Genomic DNA, 23,043 nt, shown 5'->3' with positions numbered 1-23,043 from the left:
GAGCCCCAGAACTCGTCACATCATGTATCTGGGCAGATTTCCACTGGTGTAGCACTCTGCCAACTCGCCGATACGCCTCCAGTGGCCTCGGCGCCGCCGCAGCTCTTGCAGGTGCAGGTCGTACCGGTCCGCCGCCTCCTCGATCGTGGACCTGGTCTCCTCGGCCTCGCGACGTTCGACGGCGTACTGCAGCACGAGATCGTGGAAGCGGTTGCCGGACTCGAGCAGGTGCTTGTTCCTCAGGTCTCTGAGACGGGCGAGGATCTCAGGTCCGGTCAGCGCGCAGACCGCGGCGGCACTGTCCGGCGTGACGAAGCTCCCGGCCAACGAGAGCAAGCGGAAGAACCGCCGCTGATCGTCCGACAGCGTCCGGTACGAGAGGTCGAACGTCGCCCGCAGGTCCTGGTCGTCGAGTTTGAGCACGTTCAGCCGCCGGCCGCGAAGATCTGCAGCCCAGTCGTGATCCGGGTCGGACCGCTTCAGCGCCGCCATGATCTGCAGCGCAAGAGGAAGGCCGTCGCAGAGCCGTGCCACCTCGGCGTCGCCGGTCACCCGTTCCGCGTCCTCCACGGGCAGGGCTGTCAGCTCGAGTTGGTGCGCGTCGAGAGCGGGGAGGAGATCGCGGCTGGTCACGATCAGCTTGTGCCTCGGCACGAGCAACGGCCGGACCTGCGCGGCGGTGCCCACGTTGTCGAGCACGAACAGCATCGGCTCGCGATTCGACACCAGCGAGCGGAACAGCCTCGCCTTGTCGGCCTCGACCTCGGGAATGTCGCCGACGCCCAATGCGAGCAGGAACGAGCGCAGCGCGGCGCCGGCGTCCGTGCGGCCCGCGTCGTAGCTGTGGAAGTCCCACAGCAACTGGCCACCGGGGAAGCTGTTGTCCTCGGCGAACCGCAGCACCAACTCGGTCTTGCCGACACCGCCCAGCCCCGACACGACGACGACCCGGTGCGCGGTGAGTTCGGCCAGGTCCGCCACACGACCCGTGAAGGACGAGACGGATGGTGGCAGGCCGTTCAGCGCGCTCAGCGGGTGCGCGGCGACGTGCAGGCACCCGATCTCGTGCGCCTGCACCACGGTGCCGTGGTTCCGGTCGACCTCGTTGGTCACCGCTGGGATTGTGCCACCTTGAGCCGCACCACGGCCGTGCCCGCCTTGCGGTCGTGCCACGTCCGCGTCCCCCGCAGGTCCAGCGACTCCACCGCCGAGAGCCCCAGCAGCACCAGCCCGCTGACCAGCACCAACGGCCCGACCCACCCCGACGGGCCGACGGGCAGGGTTTCGCCGGCGACGACCCACGGCTGCTGCCAGCCGAGGCCTGCCACCAGCGCCGGTTCCCGCCAGCCCACGCCGGTCAGCACGAGCACCCCGCCCGCGCCGGGCACGACGGTCGTCACGAGTGTGCGGGTCAGGGCTCGCCGGTGCTCGAAGCCCGACGCGGGGCCCACCACGCGCAGGCCCGTGAGCACCTTTCCGATCGTGTTCAGGCGCAGCAGCAGTGCGTCGTACACGGCCGCACAGAGCGCCACGATCACGGGTTCGTGGACCAGCGGCCACACCACGACCAGCACCAGCAGCCAGTCGAGCAGGCGGGCGACCATCCGACGAACGAGCATGATTCACGCTAAGCGGCGGAACTCCGCCATAAGTGGTCAGTTCATGGCCACTTGGCGGGTGAACTCCGCGGCCCAGCGGACCTCGTCGCGATGCACGCGCACGGGCGACAGACCGTCCACGGCGAACGCGTCGATCTCGGTGGGCGTGAGCGGCCACGGCGGGCCGGACGGTGCGGGGCCCTCGTCACGGGCGACGGCGAGCACCAGCAGGCGTGCGCCGGTCAGCTTCGCGACCTGTTCGCAGGCGCGGGCGTGCAGTGCGACGGGCAGCGCCTGGACCGTCATGTTCTCGACGACGAGGTCGAACGCGCGGTGCCACTCGGGTGGCGGCGCGAGCAGGTCGGCGGCCACGTAGGTGACCTCCGAGTCCGGGTGGCGCGCCTGGACGGCGGCGATGGCGGTGGGGGAGACGTCGAACGCCGTGACGGCGTAGCCCAGCGTCGCCAGGTACTCCGAGTCGCGGCCGTAGCCGCAGCCCACGACCAGGGCGGTCTTGCCCGTGCCGTCGGTCCCGGAGGCCCACTCGACGAGGTGCGGCTGCGGTTCGGGTTTGTCCCAGGGGACGGAGGCCGTGCCGGCGTCGGCCTCCGCGTAGAGATCTTCGAACCAGCCGCCCGGGTTGGCGGCGTGCAGGCGGCGGGCGTCGTCGTCAGCGGTCATGACGACACCCTGCCAGGTCACTTCGCGGCGCGTGCCCGGTTCACGTACTCGACCAGGCCGTCGTCCGCCGGCCAGCCGATCTGCGTGCTGATGGCCGCCTTGTTCTCGCTCCACGACTTCTGCGCGGCGGCCTGGACGGCGGGATCGCCCCCGGTGAACCGGGCGCCGAGCGCGTCCCACTCCGCCACCAGCTCGCCGACGCGCGGGTCGGACGCGGGCGTTCCCTCGGTCATGTGCTGCCGCAGCTGCCGGACGAGCTCCAGCCACGACGTCTTCAGGCCCTCGACGGCCTCGGGGCCGAGGGCGGCCGCTCGCGAACGCAGGTCTTCGAGCTGGCCGGCGGTGAAGTAGCTCTCGTACACGGACATCATCTCCAAAGTGGACAGAAGGGACTCGGTGGTGTGCCCGTCGAGCAACGCCGTGAGGCGGGACCGCAGCGCGTCCACCTGCTGCGCCTGCCGGGCCAGTGCCGCCAGCTGGGCCTCGAAGAGAGGTCGCAACGAGTCCGAACGGGACAGTGCCGAGCGGACGTCCTCCAGGGAGAGGCCCAGCTGGCGCAGCGATCTCACCTGATAGAGGCGCCGGACGTCGTCCGGGGTGTACCGACGGTGACCGGAAGGCGTGCGCTCGGACGCGACGACCACCCCGATCTCGTCGTAGTGGTGCAGCGTGCGGACGGTCAGTCCGCTCGCTTTGGCCAGGTCACCGATGCTCCAACGGGTCACGCCACGACCGTAGGACCTCCCGTGGCGTGAGGTTCAAGCCCTGAACACCCGATCGAGCGGGTTAATTCGCGAACCGGGTGCGCCGATGAAATCGAAGATCGGTCCCCGAAAAGCAGATTGAGGAAAAACGTGTCTCGTTCCGGACTGTTCCGTGCCGCCGCTCTCCTCGCCGCCGGTGCGGCTCCGCTGCTCGCGGGGGCGGCCAACGCCGCCGAGGTGCCGCAGCTGAACGGCGGCCTCCCGCAGGTCGGTGCCGGCCAGCTCGTTCCCGGTACCGCCCACCTCGCCAACCCGCTCGAGGCCGCCGGCGCCGTCGAGATGCCGCACGTCGGCGCGCCGGTCGCGAGCGGCCTGCCCGTCCCGGCCCTCCCGGGCATCGCCCAGGAGCGGTCGCTGCCCGCCACCCCCGGCCTGCCCCAGCTGAACACCCCCGTGGCCCCCGTCGGCAACACCCACCTCGGCGCCGTGCACGCGCCGGTCCCGTCCGCGCCCGGCCTGCCGGCCGCGGGTGCCGTGCCGAACCCGATGGTGCTGTCGGGCGTGCTGCCGACGATCAACGGCTGACACCCGCACGCCGAGGTGGGCCCGCTACGGGCCCATCTCGTGCACCAGCAACGCCACGTGCAGCGACAGCACCGACTCCGGGTCCTCCAGCGAGACGCCGAGGACCTGTTCGATCCGCGCCAGCTGCTGGTAGTACGCCGTGCGCGACAGGTGCGCGGCCGCCGCGGCCGCCGACTTGTTGCCGCCGTTCTCGCACAGGCACCGCAGCAGCTCCACCAGCCGCGAACCCTGTGCGGTGTCGCGGGCCAGCAACGGGCCCAGCTCGCGGTCCGCGAATGCGCGCACCCGCTCGTCGTCGCGCAGCAGGTGCAGCAGGCCGCGCAGCCGCACGTCGTCGAGCCGGTGGTAGAGCTGTGATCCCGGCGCCCGCAGAGCCGCACCGGCCACGTGCGCGGCCTCGCCGAGCGAGCGGCGAACGTCCGATGTGGACGTCACGGTCGTGCCGACGGCGATCACCACGGGCGACGCCGCGGTCCGGTGGACCTCGCGCGCGACCTTGCGCAGGACCCCTTCCACCCCCACGGTCACGGGCACGGACAGCAGGGCGCGCACCGACGTGTCGTCCACGACGCCGACGAGCGCCGCGACCGTGACCCGTCGTCCGGCCAGCGCGGTGGCCTCGGCCAGGTCGCGCAGGACCTCCTGCGTGGCCAGGGTTTGTCCCTGCAGCACCGACACCGGCCGGACCGCCACGCCGATGAGCTGCCGCCGTTCCAGCGGCACGCCCAGCGCCGCCGCCCGCGCGCCGAGGTCGGGTGCCGAGGGTGACTGGCCGAGCAGCTGCGCGAGCAACGTGCGGTGCGTCTGGCGTTCCAGCGACTCGCGGTCCCGGGCGACCAGCCGGTGCACGGCCAGCGCGGACGCGGCGCGTTCGGCGACGACGACGTGCCGGTGCGGCGGCGGTTCCGGTGACACGAGCACGAGCCGGCCCCAGTCCGCGCCGCGCGCGCCGACGATCGTGATCAACCAGCCGGACGCGGTGTCGTAGGAGGTCCGCTCGGACACCGTGACGGCCCGCGAGCGCGCCGCCCAGTCGTCCAGCAGCGTCACCGGGTCGTGCCCGGCCGCGTCGTAGGCGAGCACGTCGTGCCCGAGGGTCTCCAGCACGACCGGCAGACCGGACGTGCGGGCGACCTCGCGCAGCACCTCGGAGGGTTCGGCGCCGGCGACCGTCAGCGCCGTGAACGTCTCGTGCACCTGCTCCGCGGCCCGCAGCTCGGCCAGCTGGGCGTCGACGATCAACCCGACCACCGCCTCGGTCACGGCGACGTACTTCGTCTCCTCCGTGAGCGTGACCAGCGGCAACCCGTGCCGTTCGGCCTCGGTGACCAGGGCCGCGGGCACGTCGTCACGCCACCGCCTGCCCAGTTCGACGACCAGCCCCGCGCAGCCGACGGCGGCCAGTTCCTCGACGTAGCGGGCGAGGCCCGACTCGGGCAGCATCACGCCCGTCGTGAGCACCAGCTCGCCGCCGCGCAGCAACGGCGCGATGTCTGCGATCTCCGCCACATGCACCCAGCGGACGCGCCGGGACAGGCCGGCCGATCCGGCCACCAGACGCGGCTTGCCCTGCCGGATCACCGGCAGGGCGACCACTTCCGCGACCGTCGGGTACATGGACACAACGTAATGCCAACCAGCCGATCCGGGTACAGGTTGTGCATGGCGGCGGACCTGGCGCGCCAGGACACTCCGAGGGCAGGCGTAGACCCCTGGAGGACGTGATGGCCCACAAGGAGCTGCTGGCACGACACCGCGCGGTGATGCCGAAGTGGCTGGCCCTCTACTACGACGAGCCCATCGAGATCGCGAGCGCCGAGGGGCGCCGTGTGACCGACCGCGAGGGCACGACCTACCTCGACTTCTTCGCGGGCATCCTGACCAACGCCATCGGCTACGACGTCGCGGAGATCAGCGACGCCATCCGCTCCCAGCTCGACACGGGCGTCCTGCACAGCTCGACGCTGTACCTCATCAAGTCGCAGGTCGAGCTCGCCGAGAAGATCGCGGAGCTGAGCGGCATCCCGGACGCCAAGGTGTTCTTCACCAACTCCGGCACCGAGGCCAACGAGACCGCGCTGATGCTCGCCACCCAGGCCCGCCGCAGCGAGCAGGTCCTGGCCCTGCGCAACAGCTACCACGGCCGCGCGTTCGCGACGATCGCCATCACGGGCAACCGCGGCTGGTCCGCGTCCGCGCTGTCGCCGATCAAGGTCAGCTGGGTGCACGGCGGCTACCGCTACCGCAGCCCGTTCCGCGACCTCGACGACAAGGGCTACGTCAAGGCGTGCGTCGACGACCTGCGCGAGATCATCGAGACCACCACGTCCGGTGACGTCGCGTGCATGATCGCCGAGCCGATCCAGGGCGTCGGCGGCTTCACCTCCCCGCCCGACGGCCTGTTCCGCGCGTTCAAGGACGTGCTCGACGAGTACGGAATCCTGTTCATCTCCGACGAGGTGCAGACCGGCTGGGGACGCACCGGCGAGCACTTCTGGGGCATCCAGGCGCACGACGTGGTGCCGGACGCGATGACGTTCGCCAAGGGCCTCGGCAACGGTCTCGCGATCGGTGGCGTGGTGGCGCGCGGCGACCTGATGGACACGATCAACGCCAACTCGATCTCCACGTTCGGCGGCAACCCGATCTCCACGGCCGGCGCGCTCGCCACCGTGAACTACCTGCTGGAGCACGACCTCCAGGCCAACGCGGCGAAGCTCGGCTCGCGCCTGCTGAGCGGGCTGCGGGAGCTGGCCGAGAAGCACCCGGTGATCGGCGACGTGCGCGGCAAGGGCCTGATGGTCGGCGTCGAGTTCGTCGGTCCCGAGGGCGAGCCAAACCCTTCGGCTGCTTCGGCGGTGCTGAGCGAGTCGAAGGCACTGGGGCTGCTCGTGGGCAAGGGAGGCCTGTACGGCAACGTGATCCGGCTCGCACCGCCGATGACGCTGACCGAGGACGAGCTGGACGAGGCGCTGGGCATTCTGGCGCAGGCGGTGGAGCGCGCATGACCGACGCCCAGAACATGGTCGGGCACTGGATCGGCGGCAGGGCCTGGGAAGGTCCCGCCGAACGGCTCGGCGACGTCTACGATCCCACGACCGGCAAGGTGGCCAAGCAGGTCGCGTTCGCCTCGGTGTCCGAAGTGGACGAAGCGGTGAACGCCGCCGCGGAAGCGTTTGCGTCCTGGCGCACGGCCTCCCTGGCGCAGCGGTCGTCGGTGATGTTCAAGTTCCGCGAGCTGCTGAACGACCGCAAGGGCGACCTGGCGGAACTGGTGTCGGCGGAGCACGGCAAGGTCGTGTCCGACGCCGGTGGCGAGATCCAGCGGGCGCTCGAGTCGGTCGAGTACGCGTGCGGCATCCCGCAGCTGCTCAAGGGCGGCTTCAGCGAGAACGCCTCGACCCGCGTCGACGTCTACTCGATCCAGCAGCCGGTCGGCGTGGTCGGCGTGATCTCGCCGTTCAACTTCCCCGCCATGGTCCCGCTGTGGTTCGTGCCGACGGCGATCGCCTGCGGCAACGCGGTGGTGCTCAAGCCGTCGGAGAAGGACCCGTCGGCGGCGAACTTCATCGCCGGGCTCTTCGCCGAGGCCGGCCTGCCCGACGGCGTGCTCAACGTCGTGCACGGCGACAAGGTGGCCGTCGACCGCCTGCTCGAACACCCGGCGGTGAAGGCGATCTCGTTCGTCGGCTCCACCCCGATCGCCCGCTACGTCTACGAGACCGGCACGGCACACGGCAAACGCGTGCAGGCGTTGGGCGGCGCCAAGAACCACATGGTCGTCCTGCCGGACGCCGACCTCGACCTGGCGGCGGACGCGGCGGTGTCCGCGGGCTTCGGCTCGGCGGGGGAGCGCTGCATGGCGATCTCGGTCGTCGTGGCCGTGGGCCAGGCCGGCGACGAGCTCGTCGAGAAGATCAAGTCGCGGATCGCCGACGTGCGGGTCGGTGCCGGCGCGTCCTGCGAGATGGGCCCGCTGGTCACCGGCGCGCACCGCGACAAGGTCACGTCCTATTTGGACACCGGCGTCGCCGAGGGCGCCGTGCTCGCGGTCGACGGCCGCGACCACCCGATCGACGGCGAGGCGAGCGGCTTCTGGCTCGGCCCGACGCTCTTCGACCACGTCGGGCCGGAGATGGCGGTCTACACCGACGAGATCTTCGGCCCGGTCCTGTCGGTGGTCCGCCGCGGCACGTACGAGGAGGCCGTCGCGCTGGTCAACGAGAACCGCTACGGCAACGGCACCGCCATCTTCACCAACGACGGCGGCGCGGCGCGGCGGTTCCAGAACGAGGTCGAGGTGGGCATGGTCGGCGTGAACGTGCCGATTCCCGTGCCCGTCGCCTACTACTCGTTCGGCGGGTGGAAGGAGTCGCTGTTCGGCGACTCGCACGCTTACGGGCCGCACGGCGTGCACTTCTTCACGCGGTCGAAGGTGGTCACGTCGCGGTGGCTGGACCCGTCGCACGGCGGCGTGAACCTCGGGTTCCCGCAGAACACGTAGCGGTACGGCTAGCACGCCCAGCTGGGTGCCCAAACCCGGTCCGCGGGTGTGCTCCGCCGAAGACCTCGCAGGTGGTCGAGGAAGGCGGCGAGGACGGGATGCCTGTTGTCGCCGCGCCAGACGAGTGAGTGCGGGTAGACCGGCGCCGGGTCGACGATCGGGATCCGGCGCAGGTCGTAGGCCTCCGGCCACAGGTAGCGGCTGCCCTCCCCGACGAACGTGGAGAGCTCGGCGGAGGCGGCGACCTCGTCCAGGAGGGCCTCGGCCCCGAAGCTGGGGCCGGTGGTGTCGATCCAGAGCCCGAACGTCCTGGCGAGTTCGTCGTAGTACGCGCCCCACTCGGTGTCCGCCCGCATTCCCGGCATCCGGACGCGGTGCTCGCGGAGGTCGGCGAGGGTGACGCTCGTGCGTCCGGCCAGCTCGTGCCGCGGTCCGACGAGGAGCTGGTGGCGGTCGTCGATCACCCTGGCCGCGCGGAGAGGGGCGTCGATCCGGCCTCCGGTCGACACCAGCGCCCGGAAGGTCGCGTCGATGTCGCCGTCCACCACGGCCGCCACGGCGGAACCGGCGTCCTTTTCGGACAGGGTCACGACGTCGAGCTCCACCTCGGGACGGGTTCGGTGGAAACCGTGCAACGAGGTGGCTGGAGCGGTGCGCCGGTTGAGGACGTCGATGCGGACCGGCCGCCGCCCGGACCTGACCGACTCGGCTGCCCTCGCCGCGACCCGGACCAGGTCGCGCGCGTGGGGCAGGAACGACCTCCCGTCGGCGCTCAGCCGCGTCCCCCTGGCGGAGCGGACGAAGAGCGCGACCCCGAGCGAGCGCTCCAGTGCGGCCATGCGCTTCGAGACGGCCTGCTGGGTGACTCCCAGTTCGTCGGCGGCGGCCTGGAACTGCCCGGCGTCGACGACGATGACGAACGTCCGCACGGCGTCGAGGTCCACGCGCCGAAGCTAGCAACACAACTGCGGGTTGTGGACAGTCGCCCCGGCGTTGTTTGCCGCTCGTCCCCCGTCCCTGGTTCCTTCTCCTCGACAGTGGTGACAGTGCCGGGCAGAGGAGCGAAGTTGGGTTTCGTGGAGAGGGTGCAGCGGGCGATCCGGCTCACCGAGGAGATCAACGTGTTGCGGTACGCCGACCAGGAGGCGATCCGGGAGGGGTGGAGCGAGCTCACCGGACAGGTCGTCGACGAGACGTTCCACCTCATCCCGCCGGTCTACTGCGACCACGGCGTGAACATCCGGGTGGGGCGCAACGTCTTCGTCAACCAGGGCTGCCGCTTCAACGACGTCGGCGGCATCGAGATCGGTGACGACGTGATGATGGGTCCGGCGGTCAGTCTCATCAGCTCCGGCCACCCGCTCGAACCGGACGGGCGCCGCTGCGGTGTCACGGCGGCGCCCATCCGGCTGGGGCGCAACGTGTGGATCGGCGCCTCCGCGCTGGTGATGCAGGGTGTCACGGTGGGCGAGGACGCCGTCGTCGCGGCCGGAGCCGTGGTGACCCGCGACGTCCCCGCCCGCACCCTGGTGGCGGGTGTGCCGGCGGTCGCCGTCCGGAAGATCGACTGAGCGCGGAACCGCGGTGACGACTACCTGCTCGCGCGGGCCGCCAGCGCCTCCGGCAGCGGGTCGTACCGCGAGAAGTGCCGCGTGAACGTCCCCGTCCCCGACGTCAGCGCCCGCAGCTCGATCGCGTACCGCAGCAGCTCCGAGGACGGCACCTCGGCCCGGATCACCGTCCGCCCGCCCTCGTCGGCCTCGGTTCCGAGCACGCGCCCGCGCCGGCCGGACAGGTCGCCGAGCACCGTGCCGAGGTGTTCGTCGGGCAACCGGATCGCGACCTCGTCCATCGGCTCCAGCAGCCGGGTCCGCCCGATCGACGCCGCCTCCTTCAACGCGAGCGACCCCGCCATCTGGAACGCCGCGTCCGACGAGTCGACCGAGTGCGCCTTGCCGTCCACGAGAGTCACCCGCACGTCGACGACAGGGGTGCCGTCGTGCAGGCCCTTCTCCAGCTGCGCGCGCACGCCCTTCTCCACGGACGGGATGAACTGGTGGGGGATCGCGCCGCCGACGATCTTGTCCACGAACTCGTTGCCCGAGCCGCGCGGCAGCGGTTCGACCACGATGTCGCACACCGCGTACTGGCCGTGACCTCCACTTTGCTTGACGTGCCGGCCGTGGCCCTTCGCCGGGCCCGCGAAGGTCTCGCGGAACGGCACGCGGACCGGTTCGGTGTCGATCTCCGCGCCGCCCGCGCGCAGGCGGGCCAGCACGACGTCGGCGTGGGCCTCGCCCATGCACCACAGGACCATCTGGCGGGTCTCGGCGTTGCGGTCGAGGCGCAGGGTCGGGTCGCTCGCGACGAGGCGGTTGAGGTTGCGGGCCAGGTTGTCCTCGTCGCTGCGGGTGCGGGGGACCACGGCGACGGGCAGCAGGGGCTCCGGCATGTCCCACGGGGCCATCAGCAGCGGCTGGTCGGGGGCGGAGACGGTGTCGCCGGTCTCGGCGGTGGTCAGCTTCGTCAGGGCGCACAGGTCGCCGGCGACGCAGTACGGGACCTCGCGCAGTGCCGCGCCCAGCGGGGAGTAGATGTGCGCGACGCGTTCGTCGGCGTCGTGGTCCTCGTGGCCGCGGTCGGCCATGCCGTGCCCGCTGACGTGGACGGGGCGTTCGGGGCGCAGGGTGCCGGAGAAGACGCGGACCAGCGACACGCGGCCGACGTAGGAGTCCACCGCGGTGCGGACCACCTCGGCCACGAGCGGCCCGTCCGGGTCGACGGCCATGCGCGGTTGCGGGATGCCGTCCACCGACGTGACGGACGGGACCTCGTGCTCCAGCGGGGACGGGAACGCGCGGGCGATGCCGTCCAGCAGTTCGGTGAGCCCCATGCCGGTCACGGCGCACACGGGCACCACGGGGTGGAACGAGCCGCGGGCGACGGCGGTCTCGAGGTCGGCGATCAGCGTGTCCTGGTCGATCTCCTCGCCCGCCAGGTAGCGGTCCATGAGGGTCTCGTCCTCGCTCTCGGCGATGATCCCCTCGATCAGCGCCGCGCGTTCGTCCGGGTGGTTCTCGCCCGCCGTCAGCAGTCCGGTCAGCCGGTCGCCCTCCTGCACGTACAACGGCACGACGCCCGCACCGAACGCGGCCTGGCACGCGATGACCTCGGTCGCGAAGTCCGCGCGGTGGTGGTCGGTGCGGGTGATGACGACGGCACGCGGCATGCCGACGAGCGCGCACTCCTGCCACAACGTGACGGTGGCGGCGTCGACGCCCTCGAAGGCGTTGACGACGAAGAGGGCGGCGTCCGCGGCGCGGAGTCCCGCCCTGAGCTCCCCGACGAAGTCGACGTAGCCGGGGGTGTCGATCAGGTTGATCTTGATGTCCCCGTGCTGGACGGGAGCGACGGCGAGGCCGACCGACCGCTGCTGCCGCACGGCGGCCGGGTCGTGGTCGCAGACCGTCGTGCCCTCGGTGACCGAGCCGGCCCGGGTGAGCACGCCAGTGGTGGCGAGCAGGGCCTCGGTGAGCGTCGTCTTGCCCGCGCCGGAGGGGCCCACGAGCACGACGTTGCGGACCTTGGCCGGGTCGTCCACAGCGACCGCGCCTGCCGGTGAACCGTTGTCGGAGTGCTTGCTTCCCGTGGCGACCTCCGTCAAGTCGTAGTGTTCGATCTCACACCCGTTGACGGCCGGGGACAACCCCGCGCACCCATCCGGCGTTCACACCACCTCTGCGTGACGGGCGTCACCTACCAGCGTTGATCGTGAAAGTGGCCTTCTGAAACGGTGCGCCAGTGGCTTGGGGGAGGGTGCCACAGCGGTCGTACCGTGAGGTCACCAGAACTTCCCCTCGCGAAAGGTTGCCCCGGTGAGCACTGATCAGGTCACGGGCACCGCCCGCGTCAAGCGCGGCATGGCCGAGATGCTCAAGGGCGGCGTGATCATGGACGTGGTCGACGCCACCCAGGCGAAGATCGCGGAGGACGCGGGTGCCGTCGCCGTCATGGCGCTGGAGCGCGTTCCCGCGGACATCCGCGCGCAGGGCGGCGTCGCCCGCATGAGCGATCCCGACCTGATCGACGGGATCATCGACGCCGTCTCGATCCCCGTGATGGCCAAGGCCCGCATCGGCCACTTCGTCGAGGCCCAGGTCCTCGCCGCGCTCGGCGTCGACTACATCGACGAGTCCGAGGTGCTCACCCCGGCCGACTACGCCAACCACATCGACAAGTGGGCGTTCACCGTCCCCTTCGTCTGCGGGGCGACGAACCTGGGCGAGGCCCTGCGCCGCATCACCGAGGGCGCGGCCATGATCCGCTCCAAGGGCGAGGCCGGCACCGGCGACGTCTCCAACGCCACCACGCACATGCGCAGGATCCGTCAGGAGATCCGCCGCCTGCAGAACCTGCCCGAGGACGAGCTCTACGTCGCCGCCAAGGAGCTCCAGGCGCCGTACGAGCTGGTCAAGGAGGTCGCGCAGAACGGCAAGCTCCCCGTGGTGCTCTTCACCGCGGGCGGCATCGCGACCCCGGCCGACGCCGCGATGATGATGCAGCTCGGCGCCGAGGGCGTGTTCGTCGGGTCCGGCATCTTCAAGTCCGGCAACCCGGAGCAGCGCGCCGAGGCCATCGTGAAGGCCACCACCTTCCACGACGACCCGGACGTCATCGCCAAGGTCTCGCGCGGTCTCGGCGAGGCCATGGTCGGCATCAACGTCGAGGACGTGCCCGAGCCGCACCGCCTGGCCGAGCGCGGCTGGTGAGGTAACCGGAAAGGGCGCATCTGGGGATGCGCCCTTTCCGGCTACTTGGAGAAGCAGTACGTCGTGTTCGTCTCCGGGTAGGCGAACGCCGCCCCCGCATCCGGGCCGCACACCGCCTTGTCCGCGGTGTTCGTGAGCACCTTCACCCGTGCGGCGCTCGCACCCCCGCACGCCGTCTTCTGGACCGCCGGGTGCATGCCGCTGGAGAACATGTCGTAGCACTCGCCGTCGGTGAGCGCCGGGATCAGGCACACCGTGACGGCCTGCGGCCCGCCGATCTCCTCGTACCGCGCGTACCAGGCGTCCTCCGCGCCGCACTTCTCGTCCGAGTTCGGCCACGCCTTGACCTTGGCGACCGTGAAGTTGTGCCGGCCGCAGGGGACCTTGTGGAACTCCGGTGCCGCCTCGGACCCGGTCAGCGTCACGCAGTCGCCGGGCACCGCGAGGGGAGTCGGCGGCTCGCTCACCGTGACGCGCGGGCCTCGGGACCGCTGTCGCTGCTGAAGTGGATGGTGTCCTTGGTCGACAGCCAGAAGATCCCGCCGCCGAGCAGCACCGCGAACACCGCCAGCACGGCGACGATCTTGAGGCCCGAGCCGGGCTCGCCCGGTGGGGCCACCGGGAAGAACGGCTCGGGCACCTCGAAGCTGCCGATCGGCCGGGTGGGGCCGCGCGGTGGTGCGTAGGGACTATCCGGCTGCTCCGGCTCGTGCGGTGGTCTGGTCATCGTTTCCCCCGTGGTCCGAAGGAACGAGCCTAGGGGAGAGACCGGCCAGCGGAGTGGGCAATTCATGGACATGCAGCACGCCGAGTCGTTGCGTGGCACGGGTCAGCGCCACGTACAGCTCGGCCGCGCCGCGCGGCCCGTCGGCCAGGATCCGCTCCGGTTCCACGACGAGCACCGAGTCGTACTCCAGGCCCTTGGTCTCCGCCGCGGGCACGGTGCCGGGCACGCCGGGCGGCCCGATCACCACGCTGGTGCCCTCGAAACCCTTCTCCTCCAGCGAGAACTCCTCGACGGCGGCGGGCAGCTCGGTGGGCGTCACCCGGCGCGACCACGGCTCGACACCGTTGGAGCGCACCGACTCCGGCGCCTGCACGTCCGGTGCGAACTCCGCCAGCACCCGCGCCGCGACGGCCATGATCTCCGCCGGCGTGCGGTAGTTGACCGTCAGGGAGCGGTATTCCCAGCGACCCGGCACGTACGGCTCGAGCATCTCGCCCCACGACGTCGCGCCCGCCGCCGAACGGCGTTGCGCCAGGTCGCCCACCACCGTGAAGGACCGGCCGGGGCAGCGGCGCATCAGCACCCGCCAGTCCATTTCGGACAGTTCCTGCGCCTCGTCGACCACCACGTGCCGGTAGGTCCACGCGCGGTCGGCGGTGGCGCGTTCCACGAGCGAGCGCTGGTCGTGGTCCTCGAACCGCTCGGCCAGGTCCTCGGCGAAGATCATGTCCGAGGCGAAGAGGTGGTCCTCGTCGTCCATGTGGTCGAAGCGGCCCACCATGCCGTCGAGCACCTCGGAGGCGTAGCGGGCCTCCTGCGCGCGTTCGGCGGAGGCGGCCTGGTCGGCGGCCTGCTCGGAGCCGTCCTTGCCCAGCAGGTCGTGCAGCTCGTCCAGCAGCGGCACGTCCGAGACGGTCCACTCGCCGGACGTGCGGTGCAGCGACGGGTCGGCGCCCGTGGTCGCCAGCAGCTCCGGCGACGCGTAGAGCGACGACAGCAGCTCGAACGGCGTCCGCACCGGCCACAGCGCGTCCAGCGCCGCGATGAACGAGTCGTCGTCGGCGAGGTCGTGCGTCAGACCGGTGCGCATCTCCTCCCAGGCCTGCTTGTCCGACCGCGACATCCAGCCCTTGCCGATCCGGCCGATCGCCCGCTCGGTCAGCACGTAGGTGATGATCTCGCGGAACGCCTTGCGGGCCTCGTTGTGCGGCAGGCCGCTGTCGCGCGCCTCCTGCCGGGCCCACTCGGCGACGTCGGCGGTGATCGGCACGACGACGTCCTTGATGCCGATCGGGATCGGCTCCTCCGGCAGGCGCTGCAGCGACGCGACCGCCGCCTTCAGCACCTCCACCATCGCGCGCGACCCCTTGAGCCGCGCGACCTCCGGCGTGTCCTCGGCCGTCGCGACGACGCCCGGCAGCAGGCTGCCGGCCGTCGAGAACACCACGTCCGACTCGCCGAGCGACGGCAGCACGCGCCCGATGTGGTTGAGGAACGCCGGGTTCGGGCCCACGACGAGCACGCCGTGGCGTTCCATGCGCTCGCGCTGGGTGTACATCAGGTACGCGACGCGGTGCAGCGCCACGACCGTCTTGCCGGTGCCGGGACCGCCCTCGATCACCAGCACACCGGGGTGGTCGAGCCGGATGATCGCGTCCTGCTCGGCCTGGATGGTCGCGACGATGTCGCGCATGCCCTCGCCGCGCGGCGCGTTCAGCGCCTCCAGCAGGGCCACGTCGCCCTGCTCCTCGCCGAGCAGGCCGAACACCTCGTCGGTGAACCCCGCCACCTCGCGGCGCCGGGTCAGGAACTGGCGGCGCCGGCGCTGGCCCTCGGGGTTCGCGCCGGTCGCGGTGTAGAACGGCCGCGCGGCCGGCGCGCGCCAGTCCAGCAGCACCGGTTCGAAGTCGTCGAACTCGTCGAAGAGGCCGATCCTGCCGATGTAGGAGACGGCGCCGTCGGTGCTGTCGAGCCGCCCGAAGCAGAGGCCGTAGTCGGCCACGTTCAGGCGCTTCATCTCGCGGTGCCGGGCGCGCACCTCGTTGTCACGGTCCATCGCGGTCGCGCCGGTGCCACCCAGCGCAGACTGGTAAGCGGCCTTCACGCGCGCACGTTCGCCATCGAGCCGTGCGTACAGGTCGGCCACGTATTCACGCTCGGACTGCAGTTCTTCTTCGTAACCCACGTGCTCCCCACAGCGCCCTTGTGTCGGCATAGGACGTTGAGTCTGCGGCACGGCGGGGGTCTTGTGGCAAGGGCCCCCTTCTGCTATACGGTGAAGTGGGGAGAAACACCTGTCAGGCCGGACTGGTGGAGAACACCAGGCCCGCGCTCTTGAGCGAGGCGCTGCCGGTCGTGTCACGGGTCACGACCTTCACCCGGTACTGGCCGTCGGGCACGAGCCCGGTCAGGACCACCTGCTTGTCCACCGGCTTCGCGACCACGGTGTCGTTGACGTAGACCTCGTAGTAGGCCGTCGGGTTCCACCAGCGGTTGGCTTCCCACGTCAGCGTCGCGGTGGTCGCCGTGGCCGAGACGACCGCGAGCGAGTACGGCCGCAGCGGCCGGTCGGCGATCAGGCCGAAGGACTGCAACGACCCCAGCACGAGCGAGTCACCCGTGCTCGGGGTGCAGCGGGCGTCGACCGCGGGCAGTGCGGAGCCGTCAGCAGCCTTGGGGCGCAACGACATCGACACCGCGCCGAGGTGGATCCGGTAGGTGCCGGCAGGGTTGAGGTACAGCGCGTCCAGGCCGCCGGCCGCGTGCAGCCACGGCGTGTCCCGCGTGGCCGCGAACCGGAGGTGGCCCTGGGTCTGCTTCTTGTCCGGACCGGTGGTCCACGCCTCGACGACCGCGGTGCTGTCGTCGTCGACCCGGCCGCTCACCAGGCTGGTGATGTCGAGGTCCAGGTCGACCAGCGCGGGCTGCGCGTAGGACACGCCGTTAGGGCCGACGTCGTCGGGCAGGCCACCGCCGAAGTGCACCCCGACGGGCACGGTCCGCCCTGTCGAGGTGACGCAGGTGTAGGAGCCGACCACGTCGACACCCGTGGCCGTCGCGGTACCCGCGGTCAGGCCGGACAACGCCAGTGCGGCGGCCGCGGCCAGCGCGCAACGAGCAGGAGCAATCACGGTTCCCCTCGAATCTCCCTCACCCGCTCCCCAGTGTGGCGGTGCGGGCGCGGGTGGCGGAACCGTCGATCAGCGCAAGGTTTTCCCACCCGCGGGACAGGCTCTACGCCGTGTGCTCCATGACCATCATCGCGGTCGTCCCCGGCTCCAGCGCCTTGCAGACGTGCGGCAGGTCGCCGGGGTAGACGATGTAGTCGCCCGGCCCGAGCTCGACCGGGTCGTCCGCGAGTCCCGCGAGGCAGCGCCCGGACGCCACGATCATGTGCTCGACGCTGCCCGGCACGTGCGGCTCCGACTCGCGGGCGCCGCCCGGTTCGAGGGTCAGCCAGTAGATGTCGTGCTTCGTGCCCGGACGGCACGCGGCGAGCAGCGTCGCCGAGTAGTGCGCGCGCTCGGAGTGGATGACCGGGCCTTCGCCCGCGCGGATCACCTGCACGCGCGGCACGGCCGGTTCGACGAGACGGCTGAACGGCACCCCGAGCGCCACGCCCAACGCCCACAGGGTCTCCACGCTGGGGTTCCCGCCGCCGGACTCCAGCTGCGAGAGCGTCGACTTCGCGATGCCCGCCTTCTTCGCGAGCTCGGAGAGCGACAGGCCGGAGCGGTCGCGCTCGCGCCGGAGGTTGGCCGCGATGAGCTCGAGTGGTGCGTTCGACAAAGAAGACCATCCGTTCGGCTTGACGAACACGCGGTGCGTTGTTCATCGTATCGGGTGATGCGTTCGATATGGCGAACTCTTGATGCTGTGCTCCTGCGTGACGTCGCCGCGGTCGCACTCGGTGCCGCGGTGACCGGCGCCTCCTTCGGCGCGATCTCGGTCGGCTCCGGCCTGCCGTGGTGGCTGCCGGTGCTGATGTCGCTGGTGATCTTCGCGGGCGGCTCGCAGTTCATGGCCGTCGGCATCGTCGCGGCCGGGGGCAGTCCCGCCGCCGCGGTGCTGGCCGGTCTCGTGCTCAACGCGCGGCACCTGCCGTTCGGGCTCGCGATCGGGGACGTGCTCGGCACCGGCTGGCTGGCGCGGATCGTCGGCAGCCACCTGCTGATCGACGAGTCCACGGCGTTCGCGATGGCGCAGAAGGACCCCGCACGGGCGAGGGCGGCCTACTGGGCGTGCGGCGTGACGTTGTTCTTCACCTGGAACACCGGCGTGCTCGTCGGCGCGCTGGCGGGCCAGGCGATCGGCGACCCGATGACGTTCGGGCTGGACGCGGCCTTCCCGGCGGCGATGCTCGCGCTCACCCTGCCCGCCCTCAAGCACGCGGGCACCCGCAACGCGGCGCTCACGGGTGCGGCGATCGCGCTGGCGGCCACGCCGTTCCTGCCCGCCGGGGTGCCGGTGCTGCTCGCGCTGGCCGGCCTCGTCGTGTTCCGGACCAGCAAGAAGGAGGAGCCGTGCCCGTCACCGCAGTCCTGATCCTCGCCGCGGGCACGTTCGCGATCCGCATCGCCGGCCCGCTGCTGCGCGACCGGATCACGTTGCCCGACAAGGTCCGCGAGGTCATCTCCGCCAGCGCGACCGTGCTGCTGCTGGCCCTGGTCGCGGTCTCGGCGCTGACGAACGGCAAGGGCTTCGGCGGCTGGGCGCTGGCGGCCGGTGTGCTGGCCGGCGGGCTCGCGGCGTGGCGGAAGCTGCCGTTCGTGGCCGTGATCGTGCTGGCCGCGGCCACGACGGCCGGGCTGAGGTTCCTCGGCGTGAGCTAGTGCTTGCGGACGTGGGAGAACAGCAGGTTCGTGTGCACCTCGGTGACCTCGCGGCGGCTCGTGAACTTGTCGAGCACGAGCCGCTGCAGGTGGCCGACGTCCGCCACGGCGACGTGCACCAGGAAGTCCTCCGGGCCCGTCACGTGGGAGAGCGCGAGCGTCTCCGGGAGACCCAGCACGTAGGCCATGAACGGGTCGACGATCTCCTTGGTGTGCGGGCGGATCTTCACCGCGAGCATCGCCTGGACGTGCTGCCCGACCGCCGCCGGGTCGACCTCGGCGTGGTAGCCGGTGATCACCCCGCGCTCCCGCAGCGACCGGTGCCGCACGACCGCCGTGGACTGCGCGACGTTCACGCGTTCGGCCAGGTCCTTGTTCTGCAGCCGCGCGTCCTTCCGCAGCTCTCGCACGATGGCCTCGTCGATCGCATCCAGCACGGCTCTTCCCCGTTCTGCCGAATCGGCTGCGGTTGTTCACCCGCTCTGCCGAGGAAGTCTCCACCATTCGGTCCATGACGCGCATCGAGACCATCGCAGTGCACGGCGGCCGCGACGACCTCGCGGAGCTCGGCGTGCACGCGCCCCCCATCGACCTGTCCACCACCTACCCCGTGCCCGACCAGGCGCTCGGCGGCCAGGCGCTGGGGGACTGGGCCACCGGCGCCGCGCGGGCCTCCTCGCCCGTGTACGCGCGGCTGCACAACCCGACCGTGGCCCGGTTCGAGCAGGCGCTCGCGGCCCTGGAGCACACCGCGACGGCCGTGGCGTTCGGCAGCGGCATGGCCGCGGTGACCGCCGTGGTCCAGGCCGCCTGCGTGATGGCGGGCAAGCCGCACGTCGTGGCCGTGCGCCCGCTGTACGGCGGCACCGACCACCTGCTGTCGTCGGGTCTGCTGGGCGTCACGACCACCTACGTCGAGGCGGGCCTGGTGTCCTCCGCGATCCGGCCGGACACCGGGCTGGTCGTCGTCGAGACGCCCGCGAACCCCAACCTGGACCTGGTCGACGTCGAGCACGTCGTGCGGCAGGCCGGGGGCGTCCCGGTGGTGGTCGACAACACCTTCGCGACGCCGGTCCTGCAGAACCCCGCGCTGCACGGCGCCTCGTACGTCCTGCACTCGGGCACCAAGTACCTCGGCGGGCACGGCGACGTGCTCGGCGGCGTCGTGGCGTGCTCGGAGGAACTGGCGGCGGCGCTGCGGCAGGTCCGGATCATCACCGGCGCCGTGCTGCACCCGCTGGGCGGCTACCTGCTGCACCGCGGCCTGGCCACGCTGCCGTTGCGCGTCGAGGCGGCGTCGAGGTCCGCCGCCGTGCTGGCGTCGCGGCTCGCGCAGCACGACGCCGTCGAGTTCGTGCGCTACCCGTCCGCGTCGCGCCAGATGCGGGGGACCGGGGCGATGATCGCGTTCGGCGTGCACGGCGACCCGGTCGAGGTCGTGCGGCGGCTCCGGCTGATCACGCCGGCCGTGTCGCTGGGCTCGGTCGACACGCTGATCGAGCACCCCTCGGCTTTGACACATCGCCTGGTGCCGGGTGAAGAACTGCGCGCTTCTGGCGTTCCGGACAATTTGCTGCGCATTTCCGTGGGATTGGAGCACGTCGAGGACATTTGGGAGGACTTGAACTCGGCACTCTGTGACGCCCCTTACGTTAAGGCTTCCCCAACTGATTTCTTGGTGATGACCGCCACTCACTAGGGTTCCGACGCATCGGTGCGTCGGGGCGCGGGAGGTTCCGACGCGAGCATTTTTCCGTTTTCGGAAGGAACCTCTTCGTGAGTTCTGCAGAAACTGATGCGGACGGCTACACCAAGGCGCTGAGCAAGCGCCAGGTGCAGATGATCGCCATCGGTGGCGCGATCGGCGTCGGCCTCTTCCTGGGCGCGGGCGGACGCCTCGCCACGGCGGGGCCGTCGCTGATCCTGTCCTACGCGGTGTGCGGCCTCGCGGCGTTCTTCGTCATGCGCGCGCTGGGCGAGCTCGTGCTCCACCGTCCCGTGTCCGGCAGCTTCGTCGAGTACGCCCGCGAGTTCATCGGCCCGTGGGCGGGCTTCACCTCGGGCTGGATGTACTGGGTGAACTGGGCGATGACGGGCATCGCCGAGATCACCGCCGTCGCGATCTACATGCACAAGTGGTTCCCCGACCTGCCGCAGTGGATCACCGCGCTGGTGGCGCTGTTCGTGCTCATCGCCGTCAACATGGTGTCCGTCAAGCTGTTCGGCGAGCTGGAGTTCTGGTTCTCGGTCATCAAGGTGACGGCACTGGTCGTCTTCCTGGTGACCGGCGCCGGACTGGTGATCGCGGCCGCGGACATCGGCGGCACGACGGCCTCGGTCTCCAACACGCTCGGCCACGGCGGCCTCTTCCCGGCCGGGTTCGGCGTCGCGCTCATGACCCTGCAGGCCGTGATCTTCGCCTACTCGGCGATCGAGCTGGTCGGCATCGCGGCCGGCGAGACCAAGGACCCCGGGAAGATCATGCCGCGCGCCATCAACGGCGTCGTGTACCGGATCGCGATCTTCTACGTCGGCTCGGTGCTCCTGCTGACGATGCTGCTGCCGTGGGACCACTTCACCGGCACGGAATCGCCGTTCGTCACCGTGTTCTCGGCGCTGGGCATTCCCGCGGTCGGCGACATCATGAACGCCGTGGTGCTCACCGCCGCGTTGTCTTCGTGCAACTCCGGTCTCTACTCGACCGGTCGTATTCTGCGGTCTTTGGCGCAGAAGGGCGAGGCGCCGGCGTTCACCGCTCGCATGAACTCGCGGCACGTGCCTTATGGCGGCATTCTGTTCACCGGTGCCGCTTACCTCTTCGGTGTCGTTCTCAACTACATCGTGCCGAAGGAAGCCTTCGACATCGCGATCGCCGTTGCTTCTCTGGGCGTGGTGTCGACCTGGGCGACGTTGATCGTGTGCCAGCTGCGGTTGCGGAAGAGGGCTTTGGCCGGGGAGATCAAGCGGCCCTCCTACCGGATGCCCGGGGCTCCCTACACGTCTTACGGGACGTTGGCGTTCCTCGCGCTGGTGATCGGGCAGATGGCGTTCGCCGGGACTGCCGAGAAGATCGCGTTCTGGTCCATCCCGGTGCTGGCGCTGGTGCTGTTCGTCGGGTGGCGGTTCGTGCGGTCGCGCCGGCCCGCCGGACCCGCGCGGGAGCAGCTCGTCCGCGCCGAGTAGGCGTCGCGTGGCAGGCGCGGCAGCTCGAATATGCTGGTAGGCATGGTTGTCGCTGCCCCTCCCGTGATCGGTGTGCTCGCCCTGCAGGGCGACGTCCAGGAACACCTCGTCTCGCTCGCGAAGTGCGATGTCACCGCGCGGCCCGTGCGCAGGGCCGAGGAGCTGGACGAGCTCGACGGGATCGTCATCCCCGGCGGCGAGTCGACGACCATGAGCAAGCTGCTCGGCAACTTCGGGTTGCTGGAGCCGCTCAGGGCCAAGATCAAGGACGGCTTCCCCGCCTACGGGTCGTGCGCGGGCATGATCCTGCTGGCCGACGAGGTTCTCGACGGGCGCGAGGACCAGCAGCAGCTCGGCGGGCTCGACGTCACGGTGCGGCGCAACGCCTTCGGGCGGCAGGTCGACTCGTTCGAGACCGATCTCGACCTGGGCGGCGAGTCGGTGCACGCCGTGTTCATCCGTGCGCCGTGGGTGGAGGCGGTGGGCGGGGACGTCGAGGTGCTCGCTACGGTGCCCGTTACTGCTGAGGCGGGCGATGCCGCCGGTAGGATCGTCGCGGTCAGGCAGGGCAAGGTGCTGGCCACGGCGTTCCACCCGGAGCTCACCGGGGACGAGCGCGTCCACCGCCTGTTCGTGGACATGGTTCGTGGTTCGACTGGTTCGGAGGAGAAATGAGCGGCCACTCCAAGTGGGCGACCACCAAGCACAAGAAGGCCGCCATCGACGCCAAGCGCGGCAAGCTCTTCGCGCGGCTCATCAAGAACATCGAGGTGGCGGCCCGCACCGGTGGTGGGGACCCCGACGGCAACCCGACGCTGTTCGACGCCATCCAGAAGGCCCGCAAGAACTCGGTGCCGCTGGACAACATCGAACGCGCCCGCAAGCGCGGTGGTGGTGAAGAGGCCGGCGGCGCCGACTGGCAGACGATCATGTACGAGGGCTACGGGCCCAACGGTGTCGCGGTGCTCATCGAGTGCCTCACCGACAACCGCAACCGCGCCGCCACCGAGGTCCGCACGGCGATGACCCGCAACGGCGGCTCGATGGCCGACCCCGGTTCGGTGTCGTACATGTTCAGCCGCAAGGGCGTCGTGATCGTGCCGAAGGCGGGTACGTCCGAGGACGACGTCATGCTGGCCGTGCTGGAGGCGGGCGCCGAGGAGGTCAACGACCTGGGCGAGGCCTTCGAGGTCGTCTCCGAGGCGGGCGACCTGATCCCGGTGCGCAAGGCGCTGCAGGACGCGGGCATCGACTACGAGTCGGCGGAGTCGAGCTTCCTGCCGTCGGTGTCGGTGCAGCTCGAGGCCGAGGGCGCCAAGAAGATCTTCAAGCTGATCGACGCGCTGGAGGACTGCGACGACGTGCAGAACGTCTTCGCGAACTTCGACGTGTCCGACGAGGTCATGGCCGAGGTCGGCTGACGAGCGCAACGACTAAACGCCGGTCACGCAGTACGCTTG

At 70.8% G+C, this 23,043-nt stretch carries 24 protein-coding genes; 11 read left to right on the top strand and 13 right to left on the bottom strand.

The window, feature by feature from the left end; genetic code table 11:
• Positions 1-15 precede the first annotated feature (15 nt).
• From ACFWGZ_RS13805 to ACFWGZ_RS13790, 4 genes are read right to left on the bottom strand one after another with little or no spacing between them, the layout of a single operon-like run.
• Positions 16-1,113 (bottom strand): hypothetical protein, encoded by a 1,098-nt coding sequence (locus ACFWGZ_RS13805; RefSeq protein ID WP_382451837.1) that lies wholly within the window; start codon positions 1,111-1,113, stop codon positions 16-18.
• Complete coding sequence (locus ACFWGZ_RS13800) at positions 1,110-1,619, bottom strand: hypothetical protein (RefSeq protein WP_382451836.1); 510 nt, start codon at positions 1,617-1,619, stop codon at positions 1,110-1,112. The genes ACFWGZ_RS13805 and ACFWGZ_RS13800 overlap by 4 nt, the downstream gene beginning before the upstream one ends.
• A gap of 36 nt (positions 1,620-1,655) precedes the next feature.
• A complete protein-coding gene (locus ACFWGZ_RS13795; RefSeq protein WP_382451835.1) occupies positions 1,656-2,279 on the bottom strand; it encodes a class I SAM-dependent methyltransferase in 624 nt (207 codons plus the stop codon).
• A gap of 17 nt (positions 2,280-2,296) precedes the next feature.
• Positions 2,297-3,004, bottom strand: a complete 708-nt coding sequence (locus ACFWGZ_RS13790) for a MerR family transcriptional regulator (RefSeq protein WP_382451834.1) — start codon at positions 3,002-3,004, stop codon at positions 2,297-2,299.
• Positions 3,005-3,133: 129 nt separating this feature from the next.
• Between ACFWGZ_RS13790 and ACFWGZ_RS13785 the strand changes: the two genes are divergently transcribed.
• Positions 3,134-3,568 carry a hypothetical protein gene (locus tag ACFWGZ_RS13785; protein ID WP_382451833.1) on the top strand — a complete coding sequence of 145 codons (435 nt, stop codon included), beginning with the start codon at positions 3,134-3,136 and terminating at the stop codon, positions 3,566-3,568.
• A gap of 24 nt (positions 3,569-3,592) precedes the next feature.
• Here the strand turns inward: ACFWGZ_RS13785 and ACFWGZ_RS13780 are convergent, their stop codons facing one another.
• Positions 3,593-5,185 (bottom strand): PucR family transcriptional regulator, encoded by a 1,593-nt coding sequence (locus tag ACFWGZ_RS13780; protein ID WP_382451832.1) that lies wholly within the window; start codon positions 5,183-5,185, stop codon positions 3,593-3,595.
• 107 nt (positions 5,186-5,292) lie between these two features.
• On the opposite strand from ACFWGZ_RS13780, the gene ACFWGZ_RS13775 reads away from it, so the two are divergent.
• On the top strand, positions 5,293-6,576 hold the full coding sequence (locus tag ACFWGZ_RS13775) for an aspartate aminotransferase family protein (RefSeq protein ID WP_382451831.1): 1,284 nt from the start codon (positions 5,293-5,295) through the stop codon (positions 6,574-6,576).
• Positions 6,573-8,072, top strand: a complete 1,500-nt coding sequence (locus ACFWGZ_RS13770) for a CoA-acylating methylmalonate-semialdehyde dehydrogenase (RefSeq protein WP_382451830.1) — start codon at positions 6,573-6,575, stop codon at positions 8,070-8,072. The genes ACFWGZ_RS13775 and ACFWGZ_RS13770 overlap by 4 nt, the downstream gene beginning before the upstream one ends.
• Positions 8,073-8,080: 8 nt before the next feature.
• Here ACFWGZ_RS13770 and ACFWGZ_RS13765 read toward each other — a convergent pair whose 3' ends face one another.
• Complete coding sequence (locus ACFWGZ_RS13765; protein ID WP_382451829.1) at positions 8,081-9,016, bottom strand: LysR family transcriptional regulator; 936 nt, start codon at positions 9,014-9,016, stop codon at positions 8,081-8,083.
• A gap of 132 nt (positions 9,017-9,148) precedes the next feature.
• Here ACFWGZ_RS13765 and ACFWGZ_RS13760 point away from each other — a divergent pair, with 132 nt between their 5' ends.
• Positions 9,149-9,643, top strand: a complete 495-nt coding sequence (locus ACFWGZ_RS13760) for a DapH/DapD/GlmU-related protein (protein ID WP_382451853.1) — start codon at positions 9,149-9,151, stop codon at positions 9,641-9,643.
• Positions 9,644-9,663: 20 nt separating this feature from the next.
• On the opposite strand, the gene ACFWGZ_RS13755 is transcribed toward ACFWGZ_RS13760, so the two are convergent.
• Entirely contained in the window at positions 9,664-11,736 is a 2,073-nt protein-coding gene (locus ACFWGZ_RS13755) for an elongation factor G-like protein EF-G2 (RefSeq protein ID WP_382451828.1), read from the bottom strand.
• Positions 11,737-11,947: 211 nt separating this feature from the next.
• Here ACFWGZ_RS13755 and pdxS point away from each other — a divergent pair, with 211 nt between their 5' ends.
• On the top strand, positions 11,948-12,841 hold the full coding sequence (pdxS, locus tag ACFWGZ_RS13750; protein ID WP_382451827.1) for a pyridoxal 5'-phosphate synthase lyase subunit PdxS: 894 nt from the start codon (positions 11,948-11,950) through the stop codon (positions 12,839-12,841).
• Between the two features lie 41 nt (positions 12,842-12,882).
• On the opposite strand, the gene ACFWGZ_RS13745 is transcribed toward pdxS, so the two are convergent.
• From ACFWGZ_RS13745 to ACFWGZ_RS13725, 5 genes are all read right to left on the bottom strand, one after another.
• Positions 12,883-13,308 carry a hypothetical protein gene (locus tag ACFWGZ_RS13745; RefSeq protein ID WP_382451826.1) on the bottom strand — a complete coding sequence of 142 codons (426 nt, stop codon included), beginning with the start codon at positions 13,306-13,308 and terminating at the stop codon, positions 12,883-12,885.
• Positions 13,305-13,568 carry a hypothetical protein gene (locus tag ACFWGZ_RS13740; RefSeq protein WP_382451825.1) on the bottom strand — a complete coding sequence of 88 codons (264 nt, stop codon included), beginning with the start codon at positions 13,566-13,568 and terminating at the stop codon, positions 13,305-13,307. The genes ACFWGZ_RS13745 and ACFWGZ_RS13740 overlap by 4 nt, the downstream gene beginning before the upstream one ends.
• Positions 13,531-15,783 (bottom strand): RNA polymerase recycling motor ATPase HelR, encoded by a 2,253-nt coding sequence (helR, locus tag ACFWGZ_RS13735; RefSeq protein WP_382451824.1) that lies wholly within the window; start codon positions 15,781-15,783, stop codon positions 13,531-13,533. Before helR ends, ACFWGZ_RS13740 begins: the two co-directional genes overlap by 38 nt.
• 82 nt (positions 15,784-15,865) lie before the next feature.
• Positions 15,866-16,699, bottom strand: a complete 834-nt coding sequence (locus tag ACFWGZ_RS13730; protein ID WP_382451823.1) for a fibronectin type III domain-containing protein — start codon at positions 16,697-16,699, stop codon at positions 15,866-15,868.
• A 103-nt stretch (positions 16,700-16,802) separates the two neighbouring features.
• Positions 16,803-17,357, bottom strand: a complete 555-nt coding sequence (locus ACFWGZ_RS13725; protein ID WP_382451822.1) for a helix-turn-helix domain-containing protein — start codon at positions 17,355-17,357, stop codon at positions 16,803-16,805.
• 57 nt (positions 17,358-17,414) lie between these two features.
• On the opposite strand from ACFWGZ_RS13725, the gene ACFWGZ_RS13720 reads away from it, so the two are divergent.
• Both ACFWGZ_RS13720 and ACFWGZ_RS13715 read left to right on the top strand, forming a co-directional pair.
• Positions 17,415-18,113 (top strand): AzlC family ABC transporter permease, encoded by a 699-nt coding sequence (locus tag ACFWGZ_RS13720; protein ID WP_382451821.1) that lies wholly within the window; start codon positions 17,415-17,417, stop codon positions 18,111-18,113.
• Complete coding sequence (locus tag ACFWGZ_RS13715; RefSeq protein WP_382451820.1) at positions 18,092-18,400, top strand: AzlD domain-containing protein; 309 nt, start codon at positions 18,092-18,094, stop codon at positions 18,398-18,400. Before ACFWGZ_RS13720 ends, ACFWGZ_RS13715 begins: the two co-directional genes overlap by 22 nt.
• Here ACFWGZ_RS13715 and ACFWGZ_RS13710 read toward each other — a convergent pair.
• Positions 18,397-18,837, bottom strand: coding sequence for an Lrp/AsnC family transcriptional regulator (locus ACFWGZ_RS13710; RefSeq protein ID WP_382451819.1), 441 nt, complete (start codon positions 18,835-18,837; stop codon positions 18,397-18,399). The genes ACFWGZ_RS13715 and ACFWGZ_RS13710 overlap by 4 nt on opposite strands.
• Positions 18,838-18,911: 74 nt before the next feature.
• Between ACFWGZ_RS13710 and ACFWGZ_RS13705 the strand changes: the two genes are divergently transcribed.
• The 4 genes from ACFWGZ_RS13705 (at position 18,912) to ACFWGZ_RS13690 (ending at position 23,004) form a co-directional block, all read left to right on the top strand.
• The gene (locus ACFWGZ_RS13705) at positions 18,912-20,099 is read left to right on the top strand and encodes a trans-sulfuration enzyme family protein (protein WP_382451818.1); all 1,188 of its coding nucleotides are present in this window, start codon (positions 18,912-18,914) and stop codon (positions 20,097-20,099) included.
• 140 nt (positions 20,100-20,239) lie between these two features.
• Positions 20,240-21,583, top strand: coding sequence for an amino acid permease (locus ACFWGZ_RS13700; protein ID WP_382451852.1), 1,344 nt, complete (start codon positions 20,240-20,242; stop codon positions 21,581-21,583).
• 30 nt (positions 21,584-21,613) lie between these two features.
• Positions 21,614-22,258, top strand: coding sequence for a pyridoxal 5'-phosphate synthase glutaminase subunit PdxT (gene pdxT / locus ACFWGZ_RS13695; RefSeq protein WP_382451817.1), 645 nt, complete (start codon positions 21,614-21,616; stop codon positions 22,256-22,258).
• The gene (locus ACFWGZ_RS13690; RefSeq protein WP_355297392.1) at positions 22,255-23,004 is read left to right on the top strand and encodes a YebC/PmpR family DNA-binding transcriptional regulator; all 750 of its coding nucleotides are present in this window, start codon (positions 22,255-22,257) and stop codon (positions 23,002-23,004) included. Before pdxT ends, ACFWGZ_RS13690 begins: the two co-directional genes overlap by 4 nt.
• The last annotated feature ends 39 nt before the right edge of the window (positions 23,005-23,043 follow it).

Origin of the sequence: Lentzea sp. NPDC060358 (genome assembly GCF_042725365.1) — a bacterium.
Taxonomy (GTDB): Bacteria; Actinomycetota; Actinomycetes; order Mycobacteriales; family Pseudonocardiaceae; genus Lentzea.
This window is presented reverse-complemented; position numbering and strand designations above follow the sequence as displayed.